The organism is Massilia scottii (genome assembly GCF_030846495.1).
GTDB lineage: Bacteria > Pseudomonadota > Gammaproteobacteria > Burkholderiales > Burkholderiaceae_D > Telluria_A > Telluria_A violaceinigra.
On sequence record NZ_JAVCWM010000034.1, the window covers coordinates 14,410 to 26,832 of the forward strand.

A 12,423-nucleotide genomic window follows, 5' to 3' on the forward strand; every position below is an offset into this window, starting at 1 on the left:
TACAAACGAAACGGCACCAAAGCAGAGCTAAATCAGGCGACTCCGACAAGCTATTTCGGCATGAAATGTCATGATCGGTATGAATTAACGGCGCGAGGATAGGGATGAACGTCGATGTCCTGGAAATCGAAGGTCTGTGGGATCGTGGATTTGTCCTGGATCGCCATTCGGTCAAGTCCGCGCTCACAGGTGTCAACGAACATGGTTGCCAGCGATTTGCCACCGAATATACCGAGGTCGGCCATGCGCTGCACGCGCTGAAATATCAACAAGATTTTGACCAGGTCAAGCCGCTTGCCAAGGCGTTGCACGCCCATATCATTCCCCGTACGGCAAAGATCGATCTGGTCGTGCCTATGGCGGCCAGCTCCAGGCGGCCGCGGCAGCCCGTCAACGCCGTGGCCGCCTATTTGGCTGCCATGTTGAAGGTGCCAGTCAAAAAAAACTTCCTGGTCAAGGCACCGGGTAGTCCCCCGCTCAAGGATATTGCCAGTCGTAACGAAAAAGAGGCTGCCCTGGCGGGACGACTCAGCCTGGCACATGATCTCGACGGTGGTGGTCCTTTTGACGTCCTGGTCGTCGATGACCTATACGAGACCGGCGCTTCCCTCGATGCCGCGTGCCGGGCCTTGCGGGAGTGTGAGAAAATAAAGGCGATTTATGTGGCAGCATTAACCTGGAGGCGTCCAAGATGACGACCGTATTTATCTCGGGATCAATCAAGATCAGGCACGTGCACACTGATGTGCAGGTGCGCATCATGAACATTCTCTCGATGGAATATGACGTCATCGTCGGCGACGCTGATGGTGCCGACAGCGCCATCCAGCAGTTTCTGTTCGACCGCGGGGCGCGCAAGGTGACCGTCTACTGTACTGGCGATAAACCGCGCAACAACATCGGTGGCTGGCCTGTGCGCCATGTGACGAGCTACCATCCCAAGGGATCGCGCGCTTACTTTTCCGCCAAGGATGTGGCAATGGCGGCCGCAGCCGACCTGGGACTGATGGTTTGGGACTGCATGAGCACGGGGACCTTGAGCAACGTCATTGAACTGTTGGGCCGTGGGCGCAAGTCGCTTGTCTTCCATAATGAAGAGAAACAGTTCCATAAAATTCTGTCTGTCGGTGATTTACAAATGCTGATCGGCCGCATGGCTGACGCAGCGCGTCTGAAAGCCGATACGAAAATCGACCTTGTCTCGCGTGTCGCTCACTTGCAGTCACGCGCCTTGCAGGACGAGATACTGGCAGCCCGCGCAGCTCAGCCTCGTTTCCGAGCCGGGCAACACGGCGGCAACAGCCTGCCACAGGATGTGCCTCTGGAACTGGATCCCACCACATCTTGATCAGGCAAGGACATGCCGTTTTTTTGCACAGCGGAGAGTGGCAAGCCGAGGGTTCAATGCGCCATTTGTTGCATTATGAAGATGGTGCGTGTGGACGGGACCTCGTCCAGCGAGGCCGCTGATGTAAAAAGCGGGGTTGGTTTGCTGAATCAAGTTCACACCCAGGCAGGGTATCATTGCCCCTTGAGCAATTTCCCCACCCGCCATGCGCATACCCCGGCTGCTCGCCATTCTCTTCGCCATCTGCTCGCTGCCGGCGCTGCTGGCCTGGTGTTTCATCACCGTGGTCGGGGGCGTCTTCATGCTTCCCGTGCTCGGCCCGCGCACGCTGGCCTCATCCTTGCCCGGCGCCGGCTATGGCGGCGCGATGCTGATGGGCTGGGTCAGCATCGCTGCCCTGGGCTGGACCGTGCGGCATTTTTGCGCCTTCATCAGCCCGACGCCGCGCTGGGTGCTGGCCGGCTACCTGTTCGGCGCCATCATCCTTGCCGCGCTGCTGGCGCAGGCGCCGCTGCGCCCCTTGCCCGCGCGCGCCGCCGATCCCTTGCTGCTCTATCTTGCCGGCCCCGCCTGCCTGTTGATGCTGGCCGCATGGCGCCTGTTGCGCATCCGGCAATTTTACGCGGCTCCCGTGGCCGCTGAGCAACAAAATAGTGCGTCGGATAATTCTGGCGATGGTACATTGGACACACCGTCCGACCACCTGGCCAGCCCATGTTCAAGCGTTCCGCCTGCCTCGCCGCGCTGATTGTCCCTCTCGCAGGTGCTGCCGCGCCGGGTGCCGACCTGGTCATGATCGCGCCCCTGAACCAGAACATGCCGCTGGCGCAGTTTCACAACGATAAGCTCAGCGGCGGCATCCTGAAAGACCTGGACGAGGCGATCGCACAGCGGCTCGGGCGCGGCATCGTCCATGTCAGCGTGGCGGGGGAGCAGGTCAGCGAGGCGCTCGCCACCGGCAAGGCCGATGGCATCTGTTATGTGCGCCCGTTCTGGATCGACGGGCAGTACGACTGGAGCCAGCCGCTTATTCCCGACGCCGAACTGGTCGCCTCGGTCCAGGGCGCGCCGCCGGTGCGCTCGCTGGCCGACCTGCGCGACCGCCCGGTGGGGACGGTGGCAGGCTACCGCTATCCGCGCGTCGAGCAGGTGCTGGGGCTGCGTTTCCAGCGCAGCGAATCGCCCACGATGGAAGAGAACCTGCGCAAGCTGATGACCGGCGGCGTGCGCCATACCGTGATCGGCAAGGCGACCCTGGCCTACCAGATGCGCATCAACAAGACCCTGCGCCTGCGCCAGGACCTGGTGTTCGCCTCGTTCAAGGCGCAGTGCGCTTTCTCGAAGACGGCGCGGGTGCCGTTCGAGGAGATCAACCAGGCCATCAATGGCCTGATCGACGACGGCAGCGTGGACCAGATCCTGGCGCGCTACCGCTGAGCTCTCCGAAGTAACTCAGAAGTAACTGAGACCCATCGCGCGCTTGACCTCGTCGGCCGTGCGCGCCGCCACTTCGCGTGCGCGCGCGGTGCCTTCTTTCAGGATCTGCATCACGTGGCCGCGGTCCTTTTCCAGCTCGGCGCGGCGGGCGCGGATCGGGGTCAGGAATTCCTGCAGGCACAGTTCGAGGCGCGCCTTGACGATGCTGTCGGCCAGGCCGCCGCGCTGGTAATGCGCCTTCATCTCGGCCAGCGCTTCCTTTTCCGGGTCAAAAGCATCCAGGTAGGCGAACGCGATATTGCCTTCGATATGGCCGGGATCGGCCACGCGCAGGTGCAGCGGGTCGGTGTAGACCTTCTTGACGGCCGCGCGCACTTCGTCGGCGCTGGCCGACAGGTTGATCGTGTTGCCGAGCGACTTGCTCATCTTGGCCTTGCCGTCGATGCCCGGCAGGCGCCCGATTTCCGGCACCAGCGCCTTCGCTTCGACCAGCACCTCGGCGCCGGCGATGCGGTTAAAGCGGCGCACGATTTCATTGGTCTGTTCGATCATCGGCACCTGGTCTTCGCCGACCGGCACCAGCACCGCCTTGAACGCGGTGATGTCGGCCGCCTGGCTGGCCGGATAGGTCAGGAAGCCGGCCGGAATATCGCGCTCGAAGCCGCGCAGGCGGATTTCTTCCTTGACGGTCGGGTTGCGCTCCAGGCGCGCCACGGTCACCAGGTTCAGGTAGTAAAAAGTCAGTTCGGCCAGTTCCGGAATCTGCGACTGGATCAGAATGGTCGACTGGGCCGGATCGATCCCGGTGGCCAGGTAGTCGAGCGCCACTTCGATCACGTTGCGCTGGACCTTGGCCGGGTCGTCCATATTGTCGGTCAGGGCCTGGGCATCGGCCAGCATGATGAACTGGCGGTAGTCGCGCTGGTAGGTCACGCGGTTGCGCAGGCTGCCCACGTAGTGGCCAAGGTGGAGCGGGCCGGTCGGGCGGTCGCCGGTCAGGATGATGGGTGCTGCGCTGGTAGCTGGTGTTGGCATGTCGATAGTCCCTCGGGTGGTGGTGCCCCTATCGGAAAACGCTCATGAAAAACGCCGCCCAATCGAGGCGGCGTTCATGGAAAACACATGATGGTGCAGGCGCCGCGCGTTTGTCAGCGCAGCCACCAATTCGAACCCAAGGCATGTGAATTAAACATTTTCATGCACGTATCCTCGCAGTTTTGCGCGCCCCTGTCAATCCGGCCGCGTCCGCTCACGCCGGCTGGCCGGTGGCGTGGCGCAGCGCGGCGCGCGCCAGCAGGCGGGTGGTGTCGAGCGTGGGCAGGGGCGAATTGCCATTGTTCATGAGTAGCGGAATTTCCGTGCAGCCCAGCAGCACCGCATCGCAGCCGCCCTCTTTCATGCGCGTGATGACTTTCTGGAAATACGCAACCGCCGCCGGCTTGCACTCGCCGCTGACCAGTTCATCCATGATGATGCGGTTGATTTCGATGCGCGCCGCCAGCCCCGGGCGCACCGTGGCCAGTCCGTGCGCGGCGAAGCGCTCGGGATAGACCTCGCTGTCGAGCATCCAGCGCGTGCCGGTCAGGCCGATGCGCTGGTAGCCGCACGCCAGCGCTTCGGCGGCGGCGACGTCGGCAATATGCAGCCAGGGCAGGGGCGAGCGCGCCTGCACCAGCGCCAGCGCCTGGTGGATGGTGTTGTCGGGGCAGATCAGCAAGTCGGCGCCGGCGCCGGCCAGCTTGTGCGCGGACGAGAGCATCAGTTCGCCCACGCCGTGCCAGTCGTCCACATCGATGCAGCGCATGTAGTCGGCCAGCGAATGCGAGTGCATCGACAGCTCCGGATGCTCGTACGGCCCGAGCAGGCGCGCGCCTTCGTGGCAGATGGTGCGGTAGCACAGCGCCGCACCCTCGGCCGAGCAGGCGACGATACCGATATGCTGCTGGCTGGCAGGTGGTTTCATGGGCAATATCCTAGCACTCTTGCGGCACGTAAACGTTTTGTTACCTCGATTTTCTTGTCGGCGGTGCTGCGCGCCATTTACAATTCTTCCTCACACAGACTTTTGCCCGGATTGACCATGAATGCCCGCCTTTGCCGCATCGCCATCTTTCTCTTGCTGCCAGCCGTGCTCGGCGGTTGCGGCGTGATGGCCGCACCCTGCCGCGTCGGTTCGGCCGTGATCAAGATGGTTCCCGTGGTCGGGAAAGTGGCGGCCCTGCCGACCGATGCCTGCGCCGCGATCATCGATTGACGCCCCGTTTGACGCCCCGCTTGACGGCCTTGACAGTCATGCCCGCGGCGGGCGGCTAGGCGCATGGAACAGCACCTGCGCCGCCACTGGCTCGCCTCGATCCTGCTCGGCGCCGGCCTGCTGCTGCTGGTCTGGGCCGCGATGGCGCCGATCCCGCCGGGCAGCCGCGACTTCCTGCTCGACATTCCCGCCCGCGCCGCCGAACGCCGCCTGGCCGGCGACCGGGCCGAGGTGCTGCCGCCGGTGGTGCGCCTGACCGTGGGCTTGCGCGACGTGCTGCTGCTGAGGAACAGCGACAGCGTGCCGCACCAGTTTGGCGGCCTGCGCCTGCTGCCGGGGCAGCAATTCCGCCTGCCCTTCGAGCGCGCCACCGAGCTGCAGCTGCCGTGCAGCGCGCGCGTGAGCGGCGAGCTGACAGTGCTGGTCGGCCTGCACCCGAATCCCGGACCGGACCGGCTGCGCTGGCGCCTGCACGCACTGGAACAGGCGCTGCGCGCCTACTGAGCGCTGGCGCTCGCCAGGTCGATGCGCCGTACTTCCCGCAGGCGCCCGTTCTTGAGTTTGCCTTCCACCAACTCGTCCCCCATCAGCGCGAAGACCCGGCCCTGCACGAACAGGGGCAGGGCATCGCCGCGTTCGCCGCCCTGGGCCTTGAGCGTGCCCAGTTCGCGCAGCTTGAGCGCGGTATTGCGCAGGTACAGCACCGACACCACGTTGTCCGGCTCCCCGGCCGCTGGCGCCTGGCGCGCCTGCACCAGCGGCAAGCCGACCATGCCCTGGCCCGGCCGCTGCCGGATGTAATGGAAGGCGTGGCGCACCCCGGCGCTGTCCTCGGCGAGGGCATGCACGTGGGTGTTGGCCAGGGCGGCCTGCTGGCGCAGCCGCACGCTGCTCAGGGATAGCTCGCCCTGCGCCTGCCCGGTCACCACGGCATCGTCGCCCATCGGCGCGATGTGTTCGGCCGGATGGGCCAGCGCCAGGCGCTGCGGCGCGCCCGTGCCATCCCAGCGCAGCGCGTACAGCGGCGCGCCGCCGCCGGCGCTGCCGTACAGCAGCCACGGGCCGACATAGCGGCTGCGCAGCTGCTGCGAGGCGAATGCGGGCAAGTGCCTGTAACTGGACGGCGCGGCGCTTTCGCTGCCGTCGGACAAGGCCGTCAGCGGCAGCCGCAGCAGCGCCAGGTCGTCGGCGCCGGCCTGCCCGCGCCAGGAGGGCTGGCCCGCGCCGCCTGGCCCGACCAGCACGTTCACGTGCCCATCGGCGCTTTCGTGGAAGGCGGACGGACCGTGCGGCGCGCCGGCCACGCGCATGGCGCCGGGGGCGCCGCCGTTGAGGGGAATGCGGTACAGGCTGGCGCCGGCGTCATCCTTGTGCGGCGCGCTCCAGACGTACACCGCCTCGGGCGCCATGTGGAATACCCGGGCGGGCGGCCCCAGCACGGCGCTGGCGTCGCAGCGCAGCGCGCGCAGGGCCAGGTCGCACACGGTGACGCTGTGCAGCACCAGGCCCAGGTCCGGATCGATGGGCGCTTCGCCGACGTGGATCCGGTTGGCCGGGGCGATGCGGGTGAAGGGCGCCGCTGCCGGCTCGGCGCCGGCCAGGATGCCGCGCAGCGCCGGCAGGGCCGCGAGCCGGTCGGACGCGAGCGGATCGAGCGGGAGCGCGCTGTAGAGCACCAGCTTGGTGCCGATCTGGCGCACGCTCTCTTGCATGGCCGCGCCGTGCAGGCCGGCGCGCAGCTGGTAGCTGGCGCGGTAGCGCAGGCGCCCGGCCGCGTCGATGTCGAACAGCGCGATGCCGGTGCCGCCCGGGCGGCGCCCGATCAGCGCCACCGTGCCGTCGGCCACCGCCATCTCTTCCTGCTCCTGTTCGCCTTGGGCGCGCGCATCGAGCGCCGCCACCAGCTTGAGCTGGTCCTTGCCGATATCGACCGTCAGCAGGCGGCCGCGCCGCAGCAGCACCAGATGGCGGCCGTGCTCGCGCACGACAGCGCTGGCCACGGCATCGGCCGGCGCGCCAGCCGCCGGCACGGCCGCATCCGCGCTGCGCTCGCCGGCCTGCTCGGCGGCGTCCTTGAGAAACGCGTCCAGCTGCGCCTCGTCCTGGAACGCACGCATGGTTTTCTGCGGCGCCGGCGCGCTGGCACGCGGCTGGCAGCCCGCAAGCGCGGCCAGCAACAGCGCCAGGCCGGCGGCGAGATAATGCGACATGAATGGCTCTCCTGTTTTTATGTCTGTCCGCTGCGACTGTTGCGCATTGGCGGGACATGGAATGTAACGGAAGCAGCCCCAAAAAGGGGTTGCTTGATGCAAAAAAAGTAAAATCGCGACACATCACCCACTGCGCATGCGCGCCGACAATCGTGCTTCGCTGCCGGCCCGGATTCTGGCATCATGGGGTGATGGCGACCCTCTCCTTCCCTCTCTTTCCTCTCGGTACGGTCCTGTTTCCGGACGGCGTGCTGCCCCTGCAGATTTTCGAGGTGCGCTATCTCGACATGGTGGGCAAGTGCATCGCCAACGGCACCCCGTTCGGCGTGGTCCTGCTGACCGAGGGCCACGAGGTGCGCACGCCCGAGGGCCAGGAGCGCTTCCACCCGGCCGGCACCCTCGCTTCGGTGCAGGACAGCAGCATGAGCGCGCCGGGGCTGATGCAGGTCACCTGCCGCGGCGCGGCGCGCTTTCGCATCCTGTCCAGCGAGCGCCGCGCCAACGGCCTGTGGATGGCCGAGACCGAACTGCTCGAAGACGACCACGCGGTGCCGGTGCCGTCCGAACTGCAGGGCGCGGCCGACGCCCTCGACCGCGTGCTGGCCTCGCTCGACGACGTGCCCGAGCAGCGCTGGCCGGTGCTGCCGCCGTTCCGCCTCGACGATTGCGGCTGGGTCGCGAACCGCTGGTGCGACTTGCTGCCCTTGCCGAACGACCAGAAATACCGCCTGTTGATGCTCGACAATCCGGTCATCCGGCTCGAATTGCTGCACGATATGCTCGACGAACATGGCCTGATTACATCCTGAGGGGCGGGTGCCACCATGCCGCCATGCCTGAATGATAATATAGTGATCACCGCAACAGAGAAACACCAGCAAGCGGCGCCGCCCGGACACTCCGGGCATCCCGACAAACGAGGACGGCAGCATGAGCTTTTCCGATGACATCCTGAGGGCCTACGCCGACGGCGCGCTCGACGCCGCCACCCGCGAGGTGGTGGCCCAGGCGCTGCGCCAGGACCCGGCGCTGGAGGCCCGTTTTCGCCAGTTGCAGGCCCAGCGCAGCAATGCCTTCGCCGGCTTCGGGCCGGGCGAGGGCGGCTCCCAGCGCCAGCCGGCGGCGGCGCGCTCGGCCAAGGTGGTGCAGCTGCATGCCGCGCGCGCGGCCCGCGCCGCGCCGCCGCCGGCCGCGCCGCAGTTGACGGGGCAGCTGGCCGACGCGGGGCCGCGCGACTGGTCCTGGAGCGCCTGGAGCGGCCTGGGGGCCACCCTGGTGCTCGGCCTGCTGGCCGGCGCCGGCATCGGCTACGCGCTGCAGCGCGAGGGCCTGGCGCAGATCGATGGCGATGGCGCGATCATGACGGCGCGCGGCGCGCTGGCGCACGCGCTCACGCAGCAGTTGTCCGGCACGCCGGAGGCGGACGCGCCGGTGCGCATCGGCACCAGTTTCCTGTCGAAAGACGGGGCGTACTGCCGCAGCTTCCGGCTGGCCAACGGCGGCGGGCTGGCCTGCCGCGGCAGCACCGGCTGGGACATCGCCGTGTACGCGCGCATCGACAGCGTCGGCAACGAATACCTTACACCCGGCAACGGCATGCCGCGCGCGGTGCAGGATGCCGTCACGCTGCGCAGCGCCGACACGCTCGATCCGATCGCGGAACGGGCCGCGCGCGACCGCGGCTGGAAGCGCTGAGGAGCGCCGCCGGCGGCGCATCGGGGACAGCATCCGGCACAGCGCCAGGCCCCGCATCCGGCACACGGCATCCGCTTCAGGCGCGCGCCGTAGCGCTCACGCACACAGTGCGCGGTTGCGGCCCTCGCTCTTGGCGCGGTACATGGCGCGGTCGGCGTGCTCGACCAGCTGCTCCGGGCTGCCCGTCTCGTCGGCCATCAGCGACACCACCCCGATACTGATCGTCACCACCCCGTACGGCGACTTGGCGTGCGGCAGCGCCAGTTTTTCCAGCGCCTGGCACAGCGCGTTGGCCAGTTCCAGTGCTTCGGCGGCGCTGGTGGCGGGCGCCAGCAGCGCGAATTCCTCGCCCCCGTAGCGCGCCACCAGGTCGGTGGTGCGGCGCGCGTGCGCGGCGATCACCCCGGCCACCGCGCGCAGGCACTGGTCGCCCGCCTGGTGCCCGTAATGGTCGTTGTAGCTCTTGAAGTGGTCGACGTCGAGCATGGCCAGCGCCACCGGATAGCCGTTGCGCGCGGCGCGCCGCCATTCGGACTCGAGCGCGGTATCGAAGCCGCGCCGGTTGTTGATGCCGGTCAGCCCGTCGGTGCTCGACAGCGCGGCCAGCTTGGCGTTGCTCGCTTCCAGCTCGGCGGTGCGCTCGGCCACCATGTGCTGCAACTGCTTCTGGCGCCGGGTCAGGTCGCGCACGCGCGCCCGGTAGGCGCTGCTGACCAGGCCCAGCGCCAGCAAGGCCAGGATCAGGCGGAACCACCAGGTTTTCCACCACGGCGGCAGGATCGTCACCGTCATGCTGGCCGCGTTCTCGCTCCACATGCCCTGGTGATTGGCGGCGCGCACCGAAAACACATAGGTGCCCGGATCGAGGTTGGTGTAGGTGGCGCTGCGGTGGGCGGAGTCGGTCACCACCCATTCGCGGTCGAAGCCGGCCAGGCGGTATTTGTAGGTGTTGCGCACCGGATCGGTGAAGTGCAGGGCCGCGAATTCGATCGAAAACACCGACCCGTCGCCGGCCAGGGTCAGGTTGACCGGGGCCGTCACCGCGCCGTCCAGGCGCAGGCCCGGCACCGCGCGCCCGTCGCGCAGCGAGCGGTTGAACACGCTGATATCGGTGATCGCCACCTGCGGCGGGGCCGAGACGCTGCGCACCGCCGCCGGCGTCACCCCGGTAATGCCCTTGACGCCGCCGAAGTACAGGCGCCCGTTGGGCGCGGCGTGCGCGGCGCCCGAGGAAAATCCTTCCGACATGCCGTCGGCGGCGGAAAAGCGCGCCACCTTGCCGTTGTCGGGATCGAGCCGCAGCAAGCCATTCGCGGTGCTCAGCCACAGCTGGCCGGCCTGGTCGCTGCGCATGGCCAGGATCTTGACCTGGCCGACGCTGTCGGGCCCGTCGTAGCGCTGGAACCGGACCGCGCCTTTGGCATCGGTGAGGATCTGGTTCACGCCGCGCGCGGTGCCGGCCCACAGGCGCCCGCGCGGGTCCTGGTACAGCGACACCACGTTGTTGTCGGAGAGCGAAGCGGGGTCGCTGGCGCGGTAGCGCAGATGGCGGAATTTGCCGCTGGCCTGGTCCAGCACATCGAGCCCGCCGCCGCCCCATTCCGAGCCCATCCAGACGCGCCCGAGCCGGTCTTCGACGATGGTGGTGGTGCTGTTCACGCTGCGGCTGTCGGGCCGGGCCGGGTCGGACGGGAACTGGGTGCTTTCGCCCGTGGCCGGATCGTAGCGCACCACGTGCTGGCCGGTGCCGAGCCACAGGGCGCCGCCGGCGGCCGGGGCGATGGTGTTGATGAAGTCGCTGCCGACCGAGCCGAAGCTGACCACCCGCACCGGCGCCTCGACCCCGTCGAGCCGGTTCAGGCCGGCCGCGGTGCCGATCCACAAGGGCCCGCCCGGCTGCTGGTACAGGCTGTACACGATGTTGCTGCTGAGCGCGCCCGGCTTGCCGTCGGCGCGGTAGCTGCGCAGCACCGCGCCGCTGGCGCTGTCGAACAGCGACAGGCCGGCATTGTTGGCCAGCCACAGGCGCCCGCTGGGCGCGCCTTCCATGGCGCGCATGGCATTGTTGGGGCGCAGGTTGTTGGCCTCGACGTCGAACGGAATGTAGCGCTGGAAGCCTTCGCTGTTGAGGTTGACGAGGCTGATGCCGTCGGTGATCGAGCCGATCCACAGCATGCCGCTGCGGTCGTGCATGACGGCGCGGATATCGTCCGACGGCAAGCTGTAGGAATCGTTGGCGCGGTGCACGTAATGCACGGGCGTGCTGCTGCCTTGGTCCTTGGTTTTATCCCAGCGCAGCAGGCCGGCCGCCAGGGTGCCGGCCCAGATCGTGTCGTTGCGGTCGCCGTACAGGTAGTTGATGCGGGTGGCGGGCGAGGGCACCTGCTTGCGCGCGCTCCAGGGCTGGCCGGCGCGCCAGGTCACCACCCCGGTTTCGGTGCCGATCCAGAGCGTGCGGTCGGGCGCGAAATGCAGGGCGCGCACGATGTTGAGCTTGGGGTCGGGCGACTCGGGGCGATCGATCCGGTAATGCACGAACTGGTCGGCCCCCGGCGCCAGGTAATCGAGCCCGCCCGGCCAGGTGGCGGCCCACAGGCCGCCGCGCTCGTCCATGGCAATGGCGTTCAGGTCGTTGCTGGCCAGGCTGCCCGGGCGCGCCGCGTCGTGCAGGTGCAGGGTGAACTTGCCGCTGGCCGGGTCGAAGTGCTGCAGGCCGCCCCAGGTGGCCAGCCACATGCCGCCCTTGCCGTCGCCGATGATCTCCTTGATGATGCGCTGCGCCCCCGGTCCCGGCGGCGGCACGAAGCGGGTGAAGTTGTTGGTCTGCGGATTGAAGCGCGCCAGCCCGTTCTGGGTCGCCACCCAGATGGTGCCGGCCGCGTCTTCGTACAGGTCGGAGACGCGGTCGTGCGGCAGGTTGCCGCCGCTGTTGGCGTTGCTGACGTACTTGACCGCGTGGTAGCCGTTGTAGCGGTACAGCCCGCCGCTATGGGTGCCGATCCACACGAAGCCCTGGCGGTCCTGCAGCAGCGCCAGGATGGACAGTTCGTCCGAGTCGAAGGAGGCCAGGCGCTTGAAGCGCAGCGGCGAGGTCGGCGTGGCGCTGGCATGGGCCGCGCCCTGCAGGCACAGACAGGCGCATACGCAGGCGAACAGCAGCGGACGCAACAGGGCGGACAGGCAGTGCGCGGGGGCGGTAAATACGGTTGGCATGTCAAATAGGTGTCTACAGTACCGGTCACCCCAGGAATGCCGGGGAACCCGGGCAGTGTAAACCAAGTTGACTCTGCGGCAATACCTCTTTCTTGATCTTATATCGATGTACAGTTGCCGGGATTTAGGGTATCGTTTACGGCACTATTATTGCATCTACGTCCGTTCGTCCGGTTCTGCCGACGCTGTCGTGGCACACTTCGAGCTGGCCACCGGTCTTGCCACTGCCCGGCTCGTTCCCGTCCATCCTGGAAGTTCCCCGCGTC

Annotated in this window: 12 protein-coding genes; 8 read left to right on the forward strand and 4 right to left on the reverse strand. The window is 67.4% G+C overall.

The window, feature by feature from the left end; translation table 11 throughout:
• The first annotated feature begins 104 nt into the window (after positions 1–104).
• From RBA41_RS29700 to RBA41_RS29715, 4 genes are all read left to right on the forward strand, one after another.
• A complete protein-coding gene (locus tag RBA41_RS29700; protein WP_306627978.1) occupies positions 105–695 on the forward strand; it encodes a ComF family protein in 591 nt (196 codons plus the stop codon).
• Entirely contained in the window at positions 692–1,348 is a 657-nt protein-coding gene (locus RBA41_RS29705; RefSeq protein ID WP_306627979.1) for a hypothetical protein, read from the forward strand. Before RBA41_RS29700 ends, RBA41_RS29705 begins: the two co-directional genes overlap by 4 nt.
• A gap of 205 nt (positions 1,349–1,553) precedes the next feature.
• Positions 1,554–2,096, forward strand: coding sequence for a hypothetical protein (locus tag RBA41_RS29710; RefSeq protein ID WP_306627980.1), 543 nt, complete (start codon positions 1,554–1,556; stop codon positions 2,094–2,096).
• Positions 2,063–2,785, forward strand: a complete 723-nt coding sequence (locus RBA41_RS29715; protein ID WP_306627981.1) for a substrate-binding periplasmic protein — start codon at positions 2,063–2,065, stop codon at positions 2,783–2,785. The genes RBA41_RS29710 and RBA41_RS29715 overlap by 34 nt, the downstream gene beginning before the upstream one ends.
• 15 nt (positions 2,786–2,800) lie before the next feature.
• On the opposite strand, the gene trpS is transcribed toward RBA41_RS29715, so the two are convergent.
• Together trpS and RBA41_RS29725 are read right to left on the reverse strand one after the other, a co-directional pair.
• On the reverse strand, positions 2,801–3,820 hold the full coding sequence (gene trpS / locus RBA41_RS29720) for a tryptophan--tRNA ligase (protein WP_099875312.1): 1,020 nt from the start codon (positions 3,818–3,820) through the stop codon (positions 2,801–2,803).
• 214 nt (positions 3,821–4,034) lie between these two features.
• Positions 4,035–4,748: an aspartate/glutamate racemase family protein gene (locus tag RBA41_RS29725; RefSeq protein WP_306627982.1), complete on the reverse strand. Its 714-nt coding sequence runs from the start codon at positions 4,746–4,748 to the stop codon at positions 4,035–4,037.
• 117 nt (positions 4,749–4,865) lie between these two features.
• Between RBA41_RS29725 and RBA41_RS29730 the strand changes: the two genes are divergently transcribed.
• Positions 4,866–5,039, forward strand: coding sequence for a DUF6726 family protein (locus RBA41_RS29730; protein ID WP_306627983.1), 174 nt, complete (start codon positions 4,866–4,868; stop codon positions 5,037–5,039).
• A 63-nt stretch (positions 5,040–5,102) separates the two neighbouring features.
• Complete coding sequence (locus tag RBA41_RS29735) at positions 5,103–5,543, forward strand: hypothetical protein (protein ID WP_306627984.1); 441 nt, start codon at positions 5,103–5,105, stop codon at positions 5,541–5,543.
• Here RBA41_RS29735 and RBA41_RS29740 read toward each other — a convergent pair.
• Positions 5,537–7,249 (reverse strand): hypothetical protein, encoded by a 1,713-nt coding sequence (locus RBA41_RS29740; protein WP_306627985.1) that lies wholly within the window; start codon positions 7,247–7,249, stop codon positions 5,537–5,539. The genes RBA41_RS29735 and RBA41_RS29740 overlap by 7 nt on opposite strands.
• A gap of 191 nt (positions 7,250–7,440) precedes the next feature.
• Here RBA41_RS29740 and RBA41_RS29745 point away from each other — a divergent pair, with 191 nt between their 5' ends.
• Both RBA41_RS29745 and RBA41_RS29750 read left to right on the forward strand, forming a co-directional pair.
• Entirely contained in the window at positions 7,441–8,058 is a 618-nt protein-coding gene (locus RBA41_RS29745) for an LON peptidase substrate-binding domain-containing protein (protein WP_306628012.1), read from the forward strand.
• Between the two features lie 121 nt (positions 8,059–8,179).
• Positions 8,180–8,944: an anti-sigma factor gene (locus tag RBA41_RS29750; protein WP_306627986.1), complete on the forward strand. Its 765-nt coding sequence runs from the start codon at positions 8,180–8,182 to the stop codon at positions 8,942–8,944.
• A gap of 96 nt (positions 8,945–9,040) precedes the next feature.
• On the opposite strand, the gene RBA41_RS29755 is transcribed toward RBA41_RS29750, so the two are convergent.
• Positions 9,041–12,157 carry a ligand-binding sensor domain-containing diguanylate cyclase gene (locus RBA41_RS29755; protein WP_306627987.1) on the reverse strand — a complete coding sequence of 1,039 codons (3,117 nt, stop codon included), beginning with the start codon at positions 12,155–12,157 and terminating at the stop codon, positions 9,041–9,043.
• Positions 12,158–12,423 lie beyond the last annotated feature (266 nt).

Excerpts from the sequence above, each read along its gene's own strand:
- RBA41_RS29700 (WP_306627978.1), top strand. The coding sequence starts at position 105 with ATGAACGTCGATGTCCTGGAAATCGAAGGTCTGTGGGATCGTGGATTT.
- RBA41_RS29705 (WP_306627979.1), top strand. The coding sequence starts at position 692 with ATGACGACCGTATTTATCTCGGGATCAATCAAGATCAGGCACGTGCAC.
- RBA41_RS29710 (WP_306627980.1), top strand. The coding sequence starts at position 1,554 with ATGCGCATACCCCGGCTGCTCGCCATTCTCTTCGCCATCTGCTCGCTG.
- RBA41_RS29715 (WP_306627981.1), top strand. The coding sequence starts at position 2,063 with ATGTTCAAGCGTTCCGCCTGCCTCGCCGCGCTGATTGTCCCTCTCGCA.
- trpS (WP_099875312.1), bottom strand. The coding sequence starts at position 3,820 with ATGCCAACACCAGCTACCAGCGCAGCACCCATCATCCTGACCGGCGAC.
- RBA41_RS29725 (WP_306627982.1), bottom strand. The coding sequence starts at position 4,748 with ATGAAACCACCTGCCAGCCAGCAGCATATCGGTATCGTCGCCTGCTCG.
- RBA41_RS29730 (WP_306627983.1), top strand. The coding sequence starts at position 4,866 with ATGAATGCCCGCCTTTGCCGCATCGCCATCTTTCTCTTGCTGCCAGCC.
- RBA41_RS29735 (WP_306627984.1), top strand. The coding sequence starts at position 5,103 with ATGGAACAGCACCTGCGCCGCCACTGGCTCGCCTCGATCCTGCTCGGC.
- RBA41_RS29740 (WP_306627985.1), bottom strand. The coding sequence starts at position 7,249 with ATGTCGCATTATCTCGCCGCCGGCCTGGCGCTGTTGCTGGCCGCGCTT.
- RBA41_RS29745 (WP_306628012.1), top strand. The coding sequence starts at position 7,441 with ATGGCGACCCTCTCCTTCCCTCTCTTTCCTCTCGGTACGGTCCTGTTT.
- RBA41_RS29750 (WP_306627986.1), top strand. The coding sequence starts at position 8,180 with ATGAGCTTTTCCGATGACATCCTGAGGGCCTACGCCGACGGCGCGCTC.
- RBA41_RS29755 (WP_306627987.1), bottom strand. The coding sequence starts at position 12,157 with ATGCCAACCGTATTTACCGCCCCCGCGCACTGCCTGTCCGCCCTGTTG.